This window comes from Octadecabacter sp. B2R22 (genome assembly GCF_018861045.1).
Classification (GTDB): Bacteria; Pseudomonadota; Alphaproteobacteria; order Rhodobacterales; family Rhodobacteraceae; genus Octadecabacter.
The window spans coordinates 110380-129507 of the sequence record NZ_JAHKQJ010000002.1 but is presented as its reverse complement, the minus strand read 5'-3'; the positions used below and the strand labels follow the sequence as shown (position 1 = coordinate 129507).

Sequence of the window (19128 nt, the reverse complement as noted above, 5' to 3'; positions counted from 1 at the left end):
AATGGGTTACTGTCAAACCTGATCACGAGGCGACATATGCGCAACCGTTTCGCCAGTCTCGACAAAGGTACGGGTTACCTCGCGGGCGCCGTAAATCCACAAGATTGTCAGCGGCCCAGTCCCGGTGTTTCGAAAGTAATGCGGAACATCTGCCGGCACAAAGCTCGTGTCCATCGGGCCAAGCTGAACAACGTCACCGCCGATCATTGCCTCCGCAGATCCCGACAGAATGGTGACTTGCTCGGCACAATTATGCGAGTGCAGCGGAGCTGCGCTTCCGGCGGGAAAGATCGTCGTCCCGGTCGTAAAAGGCGCGCCTTCACTGGCAGCCTTTCCGATCATCAATCGCGTTTCGACCAGATCCCCCCGCGCGAATGGGGTGATGTCATCGTATCGCACCACGACGCCAGCTGTCGTTTTAGTTCCCGTTTGAGTGATCTCTGCTGTCATCTTTTCCCTCATTTCCTAAACTCGGAGTCTTTATGCCCAATGCATCCAAAGTAACCTTTTCCGACCTGCGTAGCTTTATCGCGCGCTGCCTGATGTCTTGCGGCATGCCGCAATCTGACGCGGAAAAAGCCGCCCACCTGATGGCTCAGGCCGACGTGATGGGACAGGACGGACACGGCGTCTTTCGCCTTCCTATGTATATCAAAAGAATCCGTTCTGGCGGCATGAATATGACGCCCAACTTCAAAGTTTTATCAGATCGCCCCGCCACGGCATTGATCGACGGGGACAATGGCCTTGGGCACCTTGTCATGCAACACGCCACCGAGTTGGCGATGGAAAAAGCGCGGACAACTGGCGTGGCTTGGGTTGGAGCGCGGCATTCTAATCACGCGGGTCCAGCGTCGCTTTATGCGATGATGCCAGCGCGTGAGAATATGATCGGGCTATACTTGGCGGTGGGCAGCGCAAACCACATGCCACCATGGGGTGGGACAGACATGTTGCTGTCGACGAACCCAATTGCTGTTGCGCTTCCATCGCAGGATTTTCCGCCCATTGTTCTGGACATGGCCACCACGGTGGCGGCTTACGGAAAGGTTAAAACCGCAGCCCAAAGAGGCGAGCAAATGCCAGAAGGTTGGATGATCGATCGCGACGGCAATCCCTTGACGGATCCGACGCGTTCGTCTGAGGGGTTCTTGCTGCCGATTGGCGGGGCTAAAGGATATGGGCTGTCTCTTATTTTCGGAATACTTGCGGGGGTCTTGAACGGTGCGGCGTTCGGCAAAGATGTCGTTGATTTCAACGCCGATGCCACAAGCGTCACGAATACGGGACATGTCATTCTGGCATTGGACATCGCGGCCTTTGCCGACCCGACCGCGTTTCGCAAAAACATCGATGATGTCTGGCGGCAAATGAAATCATCCGACCATTTGCCTGGTGTCGACGAAATACGCCTTCCGGGGGAACGTCTGGACCGAACTACGCAGGAACGTTCGCAGAATGGGATACCGATCCCCGCCCCGCTGCGTGAAAAACTGTCCGAGCTGGCGGTGGAACTAAGCGTCGAGCCGTTGACCTAAAAGCAGAAAGCGCCGGACAATCTGTCCGGCGCAATCAACTCTAAGCGCAGCAAAGGCTGCAGCGAATTTTGGTTACTGGGATGTCAATTCCTGCACCAGCACTTCGTACGCACCGCTTTGTTCGGCACGCATCGCATCGTATTCATCCGTACCGATGATATCGATGTTCTCGCCAAGGCGACCCATCATGCGTGTAAATGTGGTGTCTTCGCCAAGCGCTGTGAACGCCTCGCCCAGCATTTCAAGAACGTCATCAGGCGTCCCAGCAGGAGCAAGAACAACACGGTGCATGAAGCCCACGTCGCCTTCAACGCCAACTTCGGCGAATGTTGGAACGTCGTCGTAGATACGCTCAGGACCGGCCGTTGCGAGGATGCGAACAGTGCCGGCATCCAGATGGCTAGCGAGTGAGGATGGGAAGCCCATCGTTACATCCGCATCACCACTCAGCAGCGCCTGCAAAGCTGGCCCGCCACCTTGGTATGGAACGAGGTTCCAAGACATATCGAGCGCCTGCATCATCTGCGCAGCCGGTACGAACAATGCGCCCCAGTTCCCAGAGTGTGCCATTTGAATGCCACCCGGATTCGCCTTGGAGGCTTCAACCAGATCTTCGAATGTCTGGTATGGGCTATCCGCACGAACTGTGACTGCGATTGGCGCATAGTTCACGCGCGCAACGGTCACGAAATCCTCAAGTGGATCGTAAGGCAGGTTTTCAACGTGCTGCTGCAGCTGATCAATGTAGTTGTGCGTAAACAGCAGCGTATAACCGTCAGCCGGAGCGTTCGCGACTTCTTGCGTGCCTTTCTGACCACCAGCACCTGGTGTCAAACGAACGATCATCGCCTGTTCAAGGTACGTTGGAATGATCGATGTGATGACGCGCGCGTTCAAGTCATGCGAGCCGCCAGCGCCGAGCGGAATAACCATCGTAATTGGCTTTTCCGGATACTCGGCCAGTGCAGGTGACATGCTTGCCACGACGGACGCGCCTGCCAGTGCCGCTACGGCTACTGATTTCTTTGCGAAGTTTCTCAACATTGAAGTTCTCCCTTTGGTTGAGTTTTGTGGAACGGCGCCTCCCTGCGCCGTTCCGGTGAGTTTAGGTATTGGCTGAACGACCGTAGAGACGTTTCCACAGTAGGTAACCAATGATTGGTGCGGCGATCAAAACCCCCAGTGCGCCGAACCGATCTGTCAGGAAGAAACCAAGAGGGTTCCCATTTGACATGGCGGCGGTCTGGCCGAAGGCGTATTCCATCGATGGCCCAAGAATGAAGCCCATTACCATCGGCATGACATCGAACTTGGCTGCCTTGGCGACGATCCCGAAAACCCCAAAAGCAACAAGGATAAGAAGGTCAGTTGGGTCGGAACGGAACACGTATGTGCCGGCAAAGGCGAACATGATCACCATCGGGATCAAGATGGATGTCTTGATGGTCACAATCTTGGAGAAAAACGGGATCGAAAGATAACCGATCACGAGGAACAACAAGTTCGCAATGACCATAGCAATGAGAATGGCGAACACGGTTGCGCCCTGCTCTTCGAACAACTGCGGTCCGGGCCGCAACCCCTGAGCAACAAACGCGCCCAAAAGAATAGCCGTTACGTTGTCCCCTGGGATGCCGAGCGTCAGGAGCGGTACCATTGTTGGTCCGTTCACGGCATTGTTGGCAGCCTCGGCTGCGGCAACGCCTTCGATTTCACCTTCACCAAAAGTTTCAGGGTGTTTGGATGCGTTCTTGGCAGCCGTGTAGCCCATCATCGCAGCTACGATCTGGCCAAGACCCGGTACGATGCCGATCCCTGTACCAATCACCGTAGAACGACAGATTGTCGGCAAACACCGGGTGAATTCTGCACGTGTCAGACGTTCACCGACGAGGGCCGCAAGCTTCCGGCTTTTCTCATTACGGATGATGACATTGGCAACTTCTGGCAAAGCAAAGACACCGATCAACATTGGCAACAACGGTATACCTGATTTCAGTTCAAACAAGCCGAACGTGAACCTTTCAACACCGCCAAGGGGGTCCGTTCCGATGAATGACAGCCATAGACCCAACATCATCATGATTAGGCTTTTGAGTGGATTAGCACCCGATGTGGCCGCGATGATGATCAAGCTCATGAGAAGAACTGCGAACAGTTCTGGTGGGCCGAATTGCATAACCAAGAAGGCAATTGGGAACATCATGAGGATGGTGAAAATATCACTCGCTGTGTCCCCGAAGACGGATGAGAACAGCGCGATATCAAGCGCTTTGCGTGACTTACCCTGTTGGGTCAGCTTGTAGCCATCACGAGAAGTTGCAACCGCAGCGCCGGTGCCCGGCATCGAGATCAGGATGGCGGGAACACTGCCCCCAAAGATACCACCTTTGTAGATACCCAACAGGAATGGAATGCCTACGATTGGTTCAAGGAAGAACGAAATCGGCAAGAGGATCGCCATTGCCATAAGGGTTGTGAAACCAGGCAATGATCCAACAAGCATGCCCGCGAACAGGCCAATACTCATTAGTGCCATGGTGTCGAAGCGCATCGCCATTGCGAAGCCTTCGGTAAATAAATCAAACATGGGTGCCTCTAGGTGTTTGCATTGTCATCTGCGCGACTACGACAGTAAGCGCGCGTAAAAGAGTTCGATCGTGTTCAGTTCTGGCAGGGCCACGGCCAGCAAACGCGTTGCCGCCAGATACAGCAGGACGGGGCCTGCCAAAGACACAAGTATGATTTGGATCGGCGAGCGTGACCCCATCTGCAACGAGATCAAAGTAAGGGCGATTGCCGTCGATATCAGGAAACCGAATGGTTCCATAGTGAACCCGTATAGAAGCATGATCCCAAAGAAGATCACCGCACGCAGCCACTCCATCCGATTCATACCCACGGCCGCCAAGGACGTGACGCGATTGCGTAGCATCAAGAGTGCCGCAACGCACATCACTGCCATGAGCCCCAAGACGATGCTTGGGAACAGGCTAGGTGTGATAGCCGTAAGGGAGCGGCCGAACAGTGCCTTTGGTTCTGCGACGAGGGAATTCATGAAGATCAGCGACAGGGTCGACGCGAGCAGTAACGCGTTGAGCGTCAGAATTTCCGGCGTGAAGAGAAGTCTTTTCCGTTCCATCAAGGTCTCCCTGTCGGTTTGAGGCTGACCCTTAGGTGGTTCATCAGCGTCGCATTGGTTGTTTTTTGGATATTGAAAATCATGCTATCACACTTTCTGCCGGGCACACGCTTGCGTTGAATTTAGCAAGCAGGTCCGGATCAATTTCAGCTTGAATTCTTGTTCTTTCAGATTGGGTTGCAGCCCGCCAAGATGCACGTTGATCGGCGGTCAGCTCAATGAACTCTGCACCCTGATCGTTCAACGTACGCTTACACGCCTCGTCCTCTTGAAGGGCAAGGGAACGTTGCACTTTGCTGGCTTCATCCACGGCTTGGGCAACGATGGCCTGAATGTCTTTCGGCCAAGATTGGAACACCTCGCGATTGAACAGGACCAGCGCAATTCCCATGAGATGACCGGTCAGTGTGATCGTCGGCAACGTCTTGTGTAGGCCGAAGTTCAAAGTGTTGGTCAGGGGGTTTTCTTGAGCGTCAACATCACCGTTTGCAACAGCGTCTGAAAGGTCTTTGGCGTCGATCACTTTGGGGTCAAACCCGAGAGACCGGAAAACGTTCTGGTGGTCATCGTTTGGAAGAGTGCGCAGCTTCAACCCTTGGCAGTTTTCAGGGCTGTGCAAAGGGCGATTGGCGGTCGACATGTGCCGTACGCCATTGTCCCAAATGCCAAGCATAACAAGGCCGGTATTCGCTTCGACCTCATGCCGGAACCACGTCTCTAGAACGTTATCTAACACGGCGAATGCCTCTGCACGGTCCAAAGACGCGAACGGAATGTCAAACAACCTGAGACCCGGTACATCCCCTGCGATATAGCTGGACGAGAGATAGCAACCGTCCAGATCATGGCGTTCAACCACGTCACGTAGATCGGCTGTCTTGATCCCTTGCTTCCCCACATTGGTTCGCACATCGACGGTAATTCTACCTTCAGAAAGGCGCACCAAGGCATCGCTCAGAAGGCGCAATGCACGCGTGTGCACAGAGTTTGGTCCCTGATAGCCCCCGAGCGTTATGTTAATAGGTGCGCGCATCAGGCCCTCGCACTTCGCTGGGCAACTGCGCCAATGATGCGCTGTGTGGTGTGATTGATGAGCTGGGCAACGATGCCTCGGCTTCCGAATTGAGTTCGGATATTTCCAAAGCGGCCCAAACGATCAGCGGCAAACAGGCAAACGTCAGAAGTGTCGAAACGACGACCGATCCCGCCACCTGTTTGGCGTCGTGTTGATAACGTTCCGCGAAGACGAACATCAGTATCGCGGTTGGCATGGTTGCCATCAGAAAAACAGTTCCCGCGACCATCCCACTTAGCCCCAACAGCCAAATAACCACCAACGCCGAGATCACCCCGAACCCGAGGCGTCCCACCGCAACAAGAAGCGCGGGTCGCAGATCTTCGACCTTTAGCGTGGCCAAGGATGCGCCCAAGAGTAGCAACATCGCTGGCACCATCATTCCGCCCAGCATTTCGGTTGTGGTTAAGATAATCTTCGGCACTTGAATATCGGCCCAAGTCACGACCAAGACGGCCAACACTGCGTAGATCAGCGGCTGTCGAAAAATCACTTTTAACCGAAGGGATCCGGCATAGATCGAGAGTCCCAAAGAATTCTGCAACAGCGCCACCACGAAAAAATACGCAACGCCAAGCGGCATGCCTTCTGGTCCGAAGGTTAGCACGACGAGCGGCAACCCCATGTTTCCAGAGTTGGGCATCATCAAAGGCGGGAGAAAGCTTCGCACAGGTCCGCGCAACAATAGTAGGGTCAAAAGCCCCAAAGCGCCGGCGATTGCGACGCAAAGAACCGCAGCGCCCGCCATCGTTTCGATCGTGTCGCCCGTCACGTGAAGCGACGTCAACGTATGAAAGATCAAGGACGGCGTCGCGATCAAGATGACCACAGTGCTCAGTGTGCGAGTCTCGATCCCAACCGACGAGCGCCCCAGGATATACCCGATTGCGGATATGCAAAGGATTGGACCTAAAATGTCGGCCAATTGCATGAACATTCGGATGCGTCCTTTCAGCGGTTAGGTGGGATGGGAACAGGGGCTGCACGTTAGATCCTCAAACAGCCACGCCGTTAAGCGTCCAATTTTCAGTAACCACTGTTCCGGATTCCTGAAGCATCTTTGAAACAGCGCAATAGTCGCGCAACACTTCGGTCACTTTGACAGCACCGTCGCGCGGACCATCAAAAGTCGCAACGATATTGAGCGTTACAGATGGGAACGGAACATCAATCGGGTTGATCAACCGCGTTCCGTGGCTGTCCATCGTGACGTTGATATCGATATCCATCGAAGTGAACTCCACTCCGTTCGCCACCGCAAGCTTATTGGAGATCACATGGGTGCAGCCCACAAGACCCATAAAGACATACTCGACAGGCATAGGTCCTTCATCGGTGCCGCCGCGCTGGATTGGCTCATCAATGATTACGCTTTTTCCGCGGGCATCAGCTACAGATTGCGTGCTGGAGTTCTGCTGGCCCGTGACCTTGAATTTCCAAATTGGTTTTTCTTTGACAGTTGACATGTGTCGTCCTTTTAGCGGTCTCTTGGTCGTTTTAGGGAAGGAATAGGCGCCTAACGGGCTGATCAATGATCGCTGTTCCGACGTTGAAAAGCCTCCCCTCCTCCCCAGGATTGCGGCTTAGTTCCAAAAACATGCCTCTAATGGGCCTTCAGGTGAAATGCTGTTTTTGCCTAGCATCAATCAAGAATCTTGATACGGCTTGGGCGGCAGGCACATCAATTTCCTTGACGGTCGGCATCAGATTACTTTGTTTGTCTTGATCTGCTTCGTCTTTCTAAAGTTCCGCAACGCCCCATCACCTTAGGGGTCTCGCGCGGCGCGACCGCGCGGGTTTTTAACACCACGAAGGAGCCATCTATGAGCACTGCAAAATTTACTGTCGCGATCGCGGGGTTCGGCTGGTGGGGCAAACACATTGCCACGCGTCTACAGGGCCACCCATGGCTGACCGTCGCCGGTGTGGTTGAACCCGTCACCGATAATCACGCGGGCATTACCGAGATGGGCCTGACCGCATGGTCAGATTTAGCCGATCCGCTGACGCTCGATGAGGTCGACGCTGTGATCTTGACGACGCCCAATCCGCTTCACGAAGCGCAGATCGCGCAGGTTTCAGCCGCTGGCAAACACGTTTTTTGTGAAAAGCCGCTCGGATTGACCGCCGATAGCGCCCGCCGATCCGTCAAAGCCTGCGAAGCCGCTGGCGTGCAGCTTGGCATCGGTCATGAGCGCCGCTTCGAACCGGCGATGCTGGCTCTACGAGACGCGCTTGATAAGCAAGAGCTTGGAACGGTCATGCATGCTGAGGCCGCGTTTAGCCATGATAAACTCATCGGGGTTCCAGCAAATGACTGGCGGACTCGCAAAGAGGTTTCTCCCGCTGCTGGCATGACGGCCATGGGTATTCACTTGAGCGACTTGATGATTTCGTTTTTTGGACCGGTCGAATCCCTTCACGCCTTTACGTCCGATCGCTCGCTCGGCTGGGAAACAGGCGATGTGGTGACTGTGCAGATGAAATTTGAGGCTGGAATGACTGCGACGTTCAGCGCCGTTTTGCATACGCCGCATTTCATTCGAATGCATGTGTTTGGCACCGAAAAATGGGTCGAAGTGCTGAATGACAGCCATCCCGACACGCCGGACGGCATCGTTCGTGTTTTGACGGCGCAAACTGGGCAGGGTGTCGATCAGGTTGATCACAACTGGGAAGACGCTGTGACGGCGAACCTGGAAGCCTTTGCACGGGCCGCTTTGGGCGAGGCCGACTATCCCTTCACCAACGACGAAATGGTTCACAATATTCAGGTGCTTGAGGCCATCGCGGTCTCGGCTGAAACTGGGAATTCGGTCAAGCTGTCCGATATCTAGGCCACTTAGACCACAGAATTATCGCTGCGCAGATCGGCCACCCCGTCTGCGCAGCGGTCGTGTTTTTGGGCTTAAGCGTCCAACCCTAAGAACCCAAAGATCGTCACGGCGAAATCATCAGGGTTATCAACGTTAATGATGTGTTTCGCACCGCCCACAACAGCGTATTCCGAATTCGGACAAGCGTCAGCCATATCCTTCATCACGGCGGGCGGTGCGGCCATGTCACCCTCACCAGCCACAAACAATGTCGGAACTGTCATCTCGCCGAGATGGCGAAGATAATCCAAATCCATGAGGGCTTGGGCGCAGCCACGATACCCGCCATCGGTTGTCTTAAGGAAGCTATCGCGAAGTGCGGCTTCTTGCTCGGGCTGTTTGGCGCGTGTTTCGTCGCTGAGCCACATTCCGACCGTACCGTTCCAAACGGCTTCTATTCCGCCATCGTCCAGCATCCCCAGACGATTATGCCAATTCTGAACGAACGGTTCGGGTGCATCCGCGCGAGCCGCACAACAAACGATCCTGTTGATCCGTTTCGGCGCCGCAAGACCAAGACCCAGCGCTGTCATGCCGCCCATGGACAGGCCAATGACATCAGCGGTTTCAACGCCATGTTCGTCTAAGACGGCAAGAACGTCTTCAATGAAATCGTCGAATGAATAGGGCCCAGCAGGGGTCGGGCTTTGACCGTGGCCGCGCGTGTCGCACCGAATGACGCGATAGTACGCCTCAAACATCGGCATCTGGTTGTTCCACATTTCTTTCGTTGCGCCAAAACTGTTGAGCAACAAAAGAGCCGGACCATCCGAGCGCCCTGAAATGGTTGAATGAAGTGTGGTTTTGGTCATGCGTTTTCGTGCTTTCTGGCGGTGCCACGCGGGAACGCGGGCGGGGTTTCAAACGGCAGCAACACAGTCACATGAAGCCGACACGACAAGATCCGACAGCGTATTGCCGCCCCATGGATGCAGGGCAACGGATCCTTGCCCCGTAAATTACGAGAAACGGCAAGGTCAATTGAAACAATATGTGGTCAAGCCGAGCATCAGAAAACCTGATATCAACGCGTCGCACCGACCCCTGCATGATTTAGGCGTAGGGGAAAACCTCGAGAGCGGAGTTCAGTTCTTCTTGCAAGATGTCTGCGAAAATCTGTGCGACGGCACTCAACGGTCGTTTGCGGGTTTCGATCCGCATGTAGTCCACAGTTAGCGGTGGATCGACAAGCATCGCAACCTTGCGTCGACTGCCATCAAGGTCTGGCAGGCACATGATACCCGGCAAGATCGTGACCCAATCGGAACTCGCAACAAGGTTCAGCGTCCCGTGCATCGTGTCCAATTCCAAAATGGACGACACTTCTACTTCGTTCAGGGCCATGTAATTCTCGATCAAGGTCCGGCGGGCATTTCCGGTTCCCGGGAGCACAAGACGGAGCGGCGACATATCCTTTAGCGTAACACCGTTCTTGGTCATCGGAATATCACGGTCCGCTGCACATACGAGGCATTCGCGATCTTGCCCCATAGATTTGGAAACCAGTGCTTCGTTGATCGCGAAAGACGCAGGCACGACAGCGAAATCCAGCCGCCCCTCGACGACCTCACCTGCAAGCGTGCTGGCATATCCTTCCGAAATCGACAGTCGGACTTCGGGGTATTCGCGATCAAACCTCAGGAGAGCTTCTGTCAGAACCGCTCGGGTAAAGGTCGGCATCAAGCCTACATGAACATGCCCTACAACCGATTTTGACAGCCCCTTCAGGCGGTCTTCGGCGCGACTGGCGGCGGCAAGAACTTTAACAGCTTCAAGATAAAACGCCCGTCCTTCTTCGGTCGGAGAAACCCCAGACGAGCTGCGATGGAACAACACAACGTTGTGCCGCTTTTCCATTTGGCTGACGTGCATCGACAAACCCGACTGTGTCGCGTTCACTTTCTCAGCTGCAGCTGAAAACGATCCCTGTTCATAGACAGCGACAAAATACTGGAGTTGTTGGAGTTTCATTTTGGGTATCCGTTTTCCTGATACGATTTATGCCGTATTATTCTTATTTGTGAAAGAGCTGTCGCGGCTAACTTCGCCAAGACACTTCACGAGAACCATACGAATGACGAGAATTAGCCACTTGAACGGATCATCCCGAAAGCTGAATGGTTCCGTTAGTTTGCAATCCGGAGAGACACAATGAGACCCCTTCCTAAAATTATGGTCGCCCCAAACGGAGCGCGGCGTGGCAAAGCCGATCATCCCGCTCTGCCCATCACCGACGACGAAGTCATTGAGGTGGCGATTGCGTCTCAGGCTGCGGGGGCGGATGGCATTCACATTCATATTCGCGATGAGGCAGGTCAGCATCTTATTGATGCAGAAAGATACCGCGCCCTTCTGGATCGCCTGAAGGTTGAGGTTCCTGAGATGTACCTTCAGGTCACGTCCGAGACCGCAGGAAAATACGAGGCGTCTGAGCAGCAAGACATGGTGCGGGCCTTGCAACCCGATTACGTCTCTGTTGGCCTTCGAGAAATGGTTCGACAGCCAGCGGACTGGCCCGCAGCGCGTGATTTTTATCATTGGGCCCGCGCGGCAGGTGTGGAAATTCAGCATATTCTTTATTCACCTGAAGACGTTCTTAACTTCGTCCACGCTGTCAGCAACGGGCGTATTCCGGGACAAGATCATCTGGTTTTGTTTGTGCAGGGCACCTACGCCAACGGCTCGCAAGACAGCGTTGATCTGGAGGAGTATCTTAGTCCCCTAGCGACGATGGACGGGTTCGATTTCGATTGGATGGTGTGTGCTTTTGGCGCGCAAGAAACCAACAGTCTTGTTCGGGCTGCGGAACTGGGCGGAAAGGCCCGTGTGGGGTTCGAAAACTCGCTTCAGAACGCGGACGGATCGCAGGCCAAAGACAACGCCGAACGCGTGCGTGAAGTCTCTGCTGCCATTCTCGGCTTGTAGTCAATGCGGCGGGATGCGGGGCTTATGCCCCGCTCTCGAGCCTACATAGGCCAATCATTTACACCAATCGCCCCTACTAACTCTTATTTCGCAATAAGCTGGTGGAGGACTTCCGTGAAGTTACCGATCTGATCATCGTCCAGACCTTTGAATGTCTCTTCAGCGTGGTTGTCCGCCAATGCCCAGCATTGACCCGCCTTGTCTTGCCCTGCTGCGGTCAGAGCATAATCATCGCCACTTTTCTCAACGAGGCCACGATCGCTTAGGTTCACGAGAGCGGCGTTCGCTTCTTCAGTCGGCGTATGAAGGTTCATCACCAGCTTTTCGACGGGTAAACCAGACACATCAGCGAGAACCAGAAGGATGCGCGCTTCGATCAAGCTAAGCCCCAAGGTCTCCAATTTTGGTTGATACCTCTGCTGATAGGCCCGCACTGCGCGCAGCATCAAGAAGAACGTGTGGTTGCCCATTCGATCGTTTGCTGGCGTCTCTACGGCATGGTCTTCTGCCTTCGCAAAGGTCTCAGGATGGTTGAATACGACGGCGTAGGACCCCTGATGGAAGCACAGGGGCGAGCGGCCAAAATCGTCAAAGGCCACAACCTTACCCACGAAAATCCAGTGATCTCCGCCATCAAGCTTATCATAGCTTTCACACTGGAAACGCCCCGCACAGTTTGGAAACACAGGAGCGCCGCCGATCCCTTCTTCCCATTCAATGCCGGCAAATTTGTCTTTCTGCTGGCGGGCGAAGTGGTTAGACATGTCCATCTGGTCAGACGCCAGAATGTTTACCGCAAAGTGGCTCGCATTCTCGAAAATCTCGCAGCTGCGGGTGTCTTTCATACTGCTCCACAAGATGAGCGGCGGATCCATCGACAGCGAATTAAAACTGCTCGCCGTGACGCCAACCTTTGTGCCATCCGGCGCGGTGGCCGTGATGATGGTTACTCCGGTCGCGAAGTTCCCAAGTGCTCTGCGAAAGGCCTTTGGGTCGATGTCGTTGTCAATCTTAGTGGTCGTCATGAGTGTCACCTCTTGGCTTAGGACCCGTAGCTAGGTTCCGATTTCGTCGCCTCTGTCAGCATCGGCATCACTTTCTCGCCCATCAGGATCATGGATTTCCGACCAAGATCGTAGTCAGTCCAATCGTGGCCAGCGTAGACCAGATGTTGGAACGGTCCTGTTTCTTCGCGCAGTGCTAGGATCTGATCCGTGACCGAGCTTGGGTCGCCGTGGATGACCAGTCGATCAAGGACGTAATCCAATGTGACATCATCGTCGGACATGTTCTGATCTTCTTTGAACAGATTCAAACGACCGCCCGACCGCAACTTTGTAAGCAGCTGGGAATAGTAAAGCACGTACGGGCTACCTGGATCGCGGGCATAAGCGCGCGCCGTTTCCATGTCGTCAGCGACACAAATGTTCTTGGCGACACGCCAATCGGAATAGTTGGGCACAATGCCTGCGTTCTCACAGCCTTCTACATATTTTGGCCAATGGGTCGCGGCCCATTTCGGCAACAGGAAGTTTGCAGAAATCGGCTGCCAGCCGCGTTCGGCCATGGCTGTCACGCCCTTGGAGAATGGAGCAACCGCGGTTCCGACGATTGGAGGATGCGGGTCTTGGAAGGGTTTGATGATCTCACCCTGACCGATTTCCGGCATCATGGTACGTTCGGTCGAGACCTCCCAGAATTCACCCTTGAGGTTATAAGGCGCCTCGCCGGCCCAAATATCCAGAACCATATTGATGCACTCGAGGAACATCGCGTTGCGGTCCTTGTCGAGTGTTCCAAAGATTTCTGCATCCGACATTAAACCACCCGGCGAGATCCCGAAGTTCAAACGACCCTCAAGCATATGGTCCAACATCGCGACTTCACCCGCGATACGGGCCGGATGCGAGTTCGGCATGTTCACTGTGCCCGTACCAAGGCGGATGTTTTTCGTCTCGTAGGCCAAGCTCGCCAAAAACGCGACGGTCGAGGTGATGATCTCGGCTTTGTCTGTAGTGTGCTCGCCGCAATACGCCTCGGCGAAGCCCAGCTTATCTGCAAGAATGAACGCCTCGCGGTCTTCTGCATAGCTTTGGGAATAGGGCTTACCCAATGGGTGGATCGGCATAGTGAAGAATGACAGCTTCATTGGGAGACTCCTTATATCTTGGTGCAGTGTGAAACATTGGAGCTATTCAAAAAACCTAAACTTTCTGATGCGGTCTATCTTGTTTCCTGATGCCCCTTTCGCACCCCATCGAGGGAAACCACGGTCGCCTTAAAAGTGCTGCCAAGGCATTTCCTATCGATCTGAGCGTCTATTACGCCAATCACTGTTTTTTTCCTGTTAATAATATTTTTTTCTTGTTGGGATTATTGCCATCCTGCGAAAAACCCGTTCAGGTGGTCTAAAGGGTCAAGGATTCGTTCGGCGTGCCCGTGATGGTCCCGCCGATTTTCACACTGATCTCCAAAGGAGTTCATATGCGATATTCAGGATTTCGCGTCATAAAGGAAGCGCTGAGCGGCCACAAAGGCTGGACACCGGCATGGCGCGATCCCGAACCAGCGGAACACTATGACATCGTCATTATCGGCGGTGGCGGGCACGGCTTGGCGACGGCACATTACCTTGCCAAAGAATTCGGGCAATCCCGCATTGCCGTGATTGAAAAGGGTTGGATCGGCGGCGGCAACGTTGGACGCAACACCACGATTGTGCGCTCTAACTACCTGCTGGACGGCAATGAGCCATTCTACGAGATGTCACTGAAGCTGTGGGAAGGCCTTGAACAAGACCTCAACTACAACGCAATGGTCAGCCAACGCGGCATCCTGAACCTGATCCATTCGGACGGACAACGGGATGCGTTCACACGGCGCGGCAATGCCATGATCCTAAATGGTGCAGACGCGGATATGCTCAGCACGGCTGACATCAAAAAGCGTTATCCGTTTTTGAACACAGACGATGCGCGGTTCCCGATCAAAGGGGGCTTGGCGCAGCATCGCGGCGGTACGGTGCGTCATGACGCTGTCGCATGGGGCTATGCGCGCAGTGCGGACAGTCGCGGCGTCGATATCATCCAGAATTGCGAGGTTACGGGCTTTCGCATCGAAAACGGAGTCTGCAAGGGCGTCGAAACATCGCGTGGGTTTATTGGCGCGGGTAAGGTCGGTTGCGCTGTGGCGGGCAACTCGTCGCGATTGATGAGCAAAGCCAACATGCGCCTCCCCATCGAAAGCCACGTCCTGCAGGCCTTTGTCTCCGAAGGGTTAAAACCTGTCTTGCCCGGCGTCATTACATTTGGCGCGGGGCACTTTTATTGCAGCCAATCCGACAAGGGTGGCCTTGTCTTTGGTGGCGACATCGACGGTTATAATTCCTACGCCCAGCGCGGCAACTTGCCCGTGGTCGAAGACGTCTGTGAGGGCGCGATGGCGATCTTCCCGATGCTAGGCCGTGCACGGCTTTTGCGAATGTGGGGCGGGATTATGGACATGTCGATGGATGGCTCGCCGATCATCGACAAGACCCATATTGACGGGCTCTTTTTCAATGGCGGTTGGTGTTACGGCGGCTTCAAGGCGACCCCAGCCAGCGGCATGTCTTTTGCGCATTTACTGGCCAAAGGCGAACCGCACCCCAACGCCACAGCCTACCGATTTGATCGGTTTGAAAAGGGCTTGATGATTGACGAAAAAGGGATGGGCAATCAGCCCAATTTGCACTGATGATTATTGATCACCCCCTGCTTGGCCCCCGCGACAGCGCCGAATTCACCTACATGGGTGACGCGCGCTTGATCGACCGCCCGAACCCAAACGACACGGATGCGGCTGCGACGTTCTTTGACTACGCATATCTGCGCGACAACCCTGCGGGCTGGCACCGAGAGTTGTGGTTCCATGAGGCGGGTGACCGATCTTGGCTGGTCGTGACACGCAACACGTTGACCCATGAGATTTCAAAAGTTGAACTTGCCCGTGATGTGGCCCGCGCACAGGGGCGTTCAAAATGACCCAGAAGAACCGGATCGAAGGCGGCCAGATTGACCGCGACGCAAATCTAAAATTCACCTTTGATGGCCAAACCTATCACGGGCACGCAGGCGACACGCTGGCCTCCGCTTTGTTGGCAAATGGTGTGCGACTCATGGGGCGTAGCTTTAAATATCACCGTCCACGCGGGCCATTAACTGCTGGGTCCGAAGAGCCCAACGCCTTGGTGCAGCTGCGCAGTGGTGCGCGCCAAGAACCCAACACCCGCGCCACGACGGCGGAACTGTTCGACGGTTTGACGGCGACAAGCCAAAACCGACTTGGGTCTTTGTCCTTTGATCTATTAGCGATCAATGACCGCGTATCGAACTTCCTAACGGCGGGGTTTTATTACAAGACCTTCATGTGGCCAAAGGCGTTTTGGGAAAAGGTGTACGAACCGATCATCCGCCGCGCGGCGGGGCTTGGGTCGCTTTCGTTTCAGGATGATCCCGATGCCTATGACAAGGGTTTCTTACATTGCGATCTCTTGATTATCGGTGCGGGGCCTGCGGGACTGATGGCCGCGCTAACGGCCGCACGCAGCGGTGCGGATGTGATCCTTGCGGATGAAGATTTTCGCATGGGCGGGCGTCTGAACAGTGAAACGTTTGGAATTGGTGACGATGCCGGCGCAGATTGGGCAGCCCAAACAGTCGCGGAACTGACCGCGATGCCCAACGTGCGGCTTATGGCACGCACCACTATTATCGGCGCGTTTGATCACGGCACCTACGGCGCGGTCGAACGGGTGAGCGACCATATCGCCACCCCGATGGACGGTAAACCACGCCAAATCCTCTGGCGGATCTATACGCAGAAAACCGTGTTGGCGGCGGGTGCCATCGAGCGCCCGATTGCATTCAACAACAATGATCGCCCCGGCATCATGACAGCCAGCGCCCTGCGCAGCTACGCCAACCGTTTTGGTGTGGCTGTGGGCCATCGCACTGGGATCTTCACCAACAACGATGACGGTCACCGTACAGCCGCCGACCTGTACGCCAAGGGCGTGAAAGTCACCGTTATTGACCCGCGCCCAGATGCACCGCGCTCAATGGATTACGAAGTTCTGGCTGGTGCGCAAGTAACTGACACCATGGGGCGGCTTGGGCTGACGTTTGTGCAGGTGCGCCTTTCGGATGGGACGGATCGGACTATCGAATGCAAAGCCTTGGGCGTATCGGGTGGTTGGAACCCCAACGTACATATGACGTGCCACCAACAAGGACGTCCGGCGTGGAACGACGCCCTCGCCGCGTTTGTTCCTGATGCCTTGCCTGTGGGAATGATCGTCGCGGGTGCCGCGAAGGGTGATCTATCCACCGCAGGCGCCTTGGTGGGCGGTGCTACAGCAGCACGCGCCGCATTGGACCTTAAGGGGCGCATGCCCAAGTTGCCGCAGGCCGAGGATGCCCCAGTCACCGTCACCCCGTTCTGGTATGTTGAAGGCGCAAGCCGCGCATGGCTTGATCAGCAAAACGACGTAACCGTGAAGGACGTAAAACTCAGCCACCAAGAGGGGTTCAAATCTGTTGAACACCTCAAACGCTACACAACGCTTGGCATGGCAACCGACCAAGGGAAAACCGCTAACATGGGCGGGCTTGCGATCATGGCGGAACTTGCGGGCAAAACCATCCCCGAGGTCGGCACAACCATGTTCCGCCCCCCGTATACCCCCGTCGCGATCGGGGCCTTGGGCGGACGGCACCGTGGGCAGGACTTCCACCCCAAACGCCTGACACCAACCCACGCATGGGCCGAAGAACAAGGCGCGGTTTTTGTTGAAGTTGGCAATTGGATGCGCGCCCAATGGTTCCCGCACGCGGGCGAAACCACATGGCGCGAAAGTGTCGACCGAGAAGTTCTGGCAACGCGCGGATCTGTCGGTGTTTGCGATGTGACAACCCTTGGCAAGGTCGACGTGCAAGGCGCGGATGCGGCGGCGTTCCTGAATATGATCTATTGCAACGGCTTCGCGAAACTGCCCGTCGGCAAGGTGCGCTACGGGTTGATGTTGCGCGAAGACGGGATCGCAATGGACGATGGCACGGCCGCACGAATGGCCGAAGACCATTTCGTTGTCACCACCACCACCGCCAACGCCCTGCCCGTCTATCGCCATATGGAATTCGTGAGCCAATGCCTTGTGCCGGATATGGACGTGCAACTTATTTCCACGACAGAAGCATGGGCCCAATACGCTGTTGCCGGACCGAACGCGCGCCGCGTGCTGGAAAAGATCGTTGATCAAGACATCAGCAACGACGCCTTTCCGTTCATGGCCTGCGGTGACGTCACGGTGTGTGGCGGACTTCGCGCGCGGCTTTTCCGCATCTCGTTTAGCGGAGAGCTTGCTTATGAACTTGCTGTCCCAACGGCCTACGGCGACGCTTTGATCCGCCGCATAATGGAGGCTGGTGCCGAGTTCGACATCACCCCCTACGGCACCGAAGCCCTTGGCGTCATGCGGATGGAAAAGGGTCACGCAGCGGGTAACGAGTTGAATGGAACGACCACAGCGGCGAACCTTGGCATGGGGCGCATGGTCAGCACCAAGAAGGACAGCATCGGTGCGGTGCTGTCACGCCGTGAAGGGCTGAACCAATCGGACGATCTACGCGCTGTCGGGATTAAACCGGTTGATCCTGCTGACAAGGTTCCGGCGGGTGCGCATCTGATGGCGGCCGAGGGTCCGGTAGATGCCGCCCACGATCAAGGGTACGTGACATCTGCCTGCTATTCCCCCAATCTGGGCCATCATATCGCGCTCGCGTATCTGAAGGATGGCAGCAACCGTATCGGTGAAACCATGCGACTGGTGAGCCCACTGACGGGCGTCGATGTCGCTGTAGAAATCTGCAGCGCTCATTTCATTGACCCAGAAGGGGAGCGGCTTCGTGCATGACTTAACACCAACGCCCGCACTCGGCGCGGCCACACAAACCATTGGCACCGTCACAATCGCAGAAAACACGGGCGTCGCGCTGGCCTCTGTCGCGGCGCGAAATGGCGGTACGGAGGCTTGTGCCAAAGTTCTTAAAGACGTTCTTGGCGCAGTGCCAGATGTCGGAAGAACCGTTCTGCATGACCCCGAAGCAGGGTTCTGGATGGGGCCGGATCAGTGGATGATTGGGGCGCCGATGAACACCCACGAAGACATTGCCGACCAGCTCAAGGCCAAGCTCGGCAATGCGGCCTCTGTGACCGAACAATCGGGCGCTTGGGTCGTGTTTGATGTGATCGGTGAACGAATGCCGGACATGTGTGAAATCCTGTGCAACATCCCGATCCGCAAAATGGTCGCCGGTGATGTGCGTCGCACAATGATCCACCAGCTGGGCTGTTTCGTCATCCGTCGCGCAGCCGATGATCATATCCGCATCCTTGGCCCACGTGCGTCTGCCCAAAGCCTACATCATGCTTTAATAACTGCTGCGACCTCTGTGGCGTAAACCGCGTTAACCCCTCAAGCCTTGACCGCCCTTACGAAAGCCTTAGAAACGTAGGATATTTCATAAAGTGAAG

Annotated in this window: 18 protein-coding genes; 7 read left to right on the top strand and 11 right to left on the bottom strand. The window is 55.3% G+C overall.

The genetic code is table 11. The features are described 5' to 3' along the window. Nucleotides 1–12 precede the first annotated feature (12 nt). On the bottom strand, nucleotides 13–450 hold the full coding sequence (locus KO486_RS00695) for a cupin domain-containing protein (protein WP_216035306.1): 438 nt from the start codon (nucleotides 448–450) through the stop codon (nucleotides 13–15). Nucleotides 451–482: 32 nt separating this feature from the next. Here KO486_RS00695 and KO486_RS00690 point away from each other — a divergent pair, with 32 nt between their 5' ends. After that, entirely contained in the window at nucleotides 483–1538 is a 1056-nt protein-coding gene (locus tag KO486_RS00690) for an Ldh family oxidoreductase (protein WP_216035305.1), read from the top strand. 72 nt (nucleotides 1539–1610) lie between these two features. On the opposite strand, the gene KO486_RS00685 is transcribed toward KO486_RS00690, so the two are convergent. The 6 genes from KO486_RS00685 to KO486_RS00660 all read right to left on the bottom strand — a co-directional run bounded on the left by KO486_RS00685 (nucleotide 1611) and on the right by KO486_RS00660 (nucleotide 7221). Next, the gene (locus tag KO486_RS00685; RefSeq protein ID WP_216035304.1) at nucleotides 1611–2582 is read right to left on the bottom strand and encodes a tripartite tricarboxylate transporter substrate binding protein; all 972 of its coding nucleotides are present in this window, start codon (nucleotides 2580–2582) and stop codon (nucleotides 1611–1613) included. A gap of 61 nt (nucleotides 2583–2643) precedes the next feature. Beyond that, nucleotides 2644–4128, bottom strand: coding sequence for a tripartite tricarboxylate transporter permease (locus KO486_RS00680; RefSeq protein ID WP_216035303.1), 1485 nt, complete (start codon nucleotides 4126–4128; stop codon nucleotides 2644–2646). 36 nt (nucleotides 4129–4164) lie between these two features. Further along, nucleotides 4165–4680 (bottom strand): tripartite tricarboxylate transporter TctB family protein, encoded by a 516-nt coding sequence (locus KO486_RS00675; protein WP_216035302.1) that lies wholly within the window; start codon nucleotides 4678–4680, stop codon nucleotides 4165–4167. A gap of 79 nt (nucleotides 4681–4759) precedes the next feature. Beyond that, complete coding sequence (locus KO486_RS00670; protein WP_252734430.1) at nucleotides 4760–5713, bottom strand: TRAP transporter substrate-binding protein; 954 nt, start codon at nucleotides 5711–5713, stop codon at nucleotides 4760–4762. Beyond that, the gene (locus KO486_RS00665) at nucleotides 5697–6692 is read right to left on the bottom strand and encodes an AEC family transporter (RefSeq protein WP_216035300.1); all 996 of its coding nucleotides are present in this window, start codon (nucleotides 6690–6692) and stop codon (nucleotides 5697–5699) included. Before KO486_RS00665 ends, KO486_RS00670 begins: the two co-directional genes overlap by 17 nt. 58 nt (nucleotides 6693–6750) lie before the next feature. Next, the gene (locus KO486_RS00660; protein WP_216035299.1) at nucleotides 6751–7221 is read right to left on the bottom strand and encodes an OsmC family protein; all 471 of its coding nucleotides are present in this window, start codon (nucleotides 7219–7221) and stop codon (nucleotides 6751–6753) included. Between the two features lie 357 nt (nucleotides 7222–7578). Between KO486_RS00660 and KO486_RS00655 the strand changes: the two genes are divergently transcribed. After that, complete coding sequence (locus tag KO486_RS00655) at nucleotides 7579–8592, top strand: Gfo/Idh/MocA family oxidoreductase (protein ID WP_216035298.1); 1014 nt, start codon at nucleotides 7579–7581, stop codon at nucleotides 8590–8592. 71 nt (nucleotides 8593–8663) lie between these two features. Here KO486_RS00655 and KO486_RS00650 read toward each other — a convergent pair whose 3' ends face one another. Further along, nucleotides 8664–9443, bottom strand: coding sequence for an alpha/beta fold hydrolase (locus KO486_RS00650; protein ID WP_216035297.1), 780 nt, complete (start codon nucleotides 9441–9443; stop codon nucleotides 8664–8666). Nucleotides 9444–9684: 241 nt separating this feature from the next. Continuing rightward, on the bottom strand, nucleotides 9685–10602 hold the full coding sequence (locus tag KO486_RS00645) for a LysR family transcriptional regulator (RefSeq protein ID WP_216035296.1): 918 nt from the start codon (nucleotides 10600–10602) through the stop codon (nucleotides 9685–9687). A 180-nt stretch (nucleotides 10603–10782) separates the two neighbouring features. Here KO486_RS00645 and KO486_RS00640 point away from each other — a divergent pair, with 180 nt between their 5' ends. Continuing rightward, nucleotides 10783–11556 carry a 3-keto-5-aminohexanoate cleavage protein gene (locus tag KO486_RS00640; protein WP_216035295.1) on the top strand — a complete coding sequence of 258 codons (774 nt, stop codon included), beginning with the start codon at nucleotides 10783–10785 and terminating at the stop codon, nucleotides 11554–11556. An 83-nt stretch (nucleotides 11557–11639) separates the two neighbouring features. Here KO486_RS00640 and KO486_RS00635 read toward each other — a convergent pair whose 3' ends face one another. Together KO486_RS00635 and KO486_RS00630 are read right to left on the bottom strand one after the other, a co-directional pair. Beyond that, complete coding sequence (locus KO486_RS00635) at nucleotides 11640–12581, bottom strand: p-hydroxyphenylacetate 3-hydroxylase reductase component (RefSeq protein ID WP_216035294.1); 942 nt, start codon at nucleotides 12579–12581, stop codon at nucleotides 11640–11642. A gap of 17 nt (nucleotides 12582–12598) precedes the next feature. Further along, nucleotides 12599–13705, bottom strand: coding sequence for an LLM class flavin-dependent oxidoreductase (locus KO486_RS00630; protein ID WP_216035293.1), 1107 nt, complete (start codon nucleotides 13703–13705; stop codon nucleotides 12599–12601). Between the two features lie 335 nt (nucleotides 13706–14040). Between KO486_RS00630 and KO486_RS00625 the strand changes: the two genes are divergently transcribed. From KO486_RS00625 to KO486_RS00610, 4 genes are read left to right on the top strand one after another with little or no spacing between them, the layout of a single operon-like run. After that, nucleotides 14041–15291: a sarcosine oxidase subunit beta family protein gene (locus KO486_RS00625; RefSeq protein ID WP_216035292.1), complete on the top strand. Its 1251-nt coding sequence runs from the start codon at nucleotides 14041–14043 to the stop codon at nucleotides 15289–15291. After that, on the top strand, nucleotides 15291–15578 hold the full coding sequence (locus KO486_RS00620) for a sarcosine oxidase subunit delta (protein ID WP_216035291.1): 288 nt from the start codon (nucleotides 15291–15293) through the stop codon (nucleotides 15576–15578). Before KO486_RS00625 ends, KO486_RS00620 begins: the two co-directional genes overlap by 1 nt. Then, nucleotides 15575–18508 carry a sarcosine oxidase subunit alpha family protein gene (locus KO486_RS00615; RefSeq protein ID WP_216035290.1) on the top strand — a complete coding sequence of 978 codons (2934 nt, stop codon included), beginning with the start codon at nucleotides 15575–15577 and terminating at the stop codon, nucleotides 18506–18508. Before KO486_RS00620 ends, KO486_RS00615 begins: the two co-directional genes overlap by 4 nt. Beyond that, complete coding sequence (locus tag KO486_RS00610) at nucleotides 18501–19055, top strand: sarcosine oxidase subunit gamma (protein ID WP_216035289.1); 555 nt, start codon at nucleotides 18501–18503, stop codon at nucleotides 19053–19055. The genes KO486_RS00615 and KO486_RS00610 overlap by 8 nt, the downstream gene beginning before the upstream one ends. The last annotated feature ends 73 nt before the right edge of the window (nucleotides 19056–19128 follow it).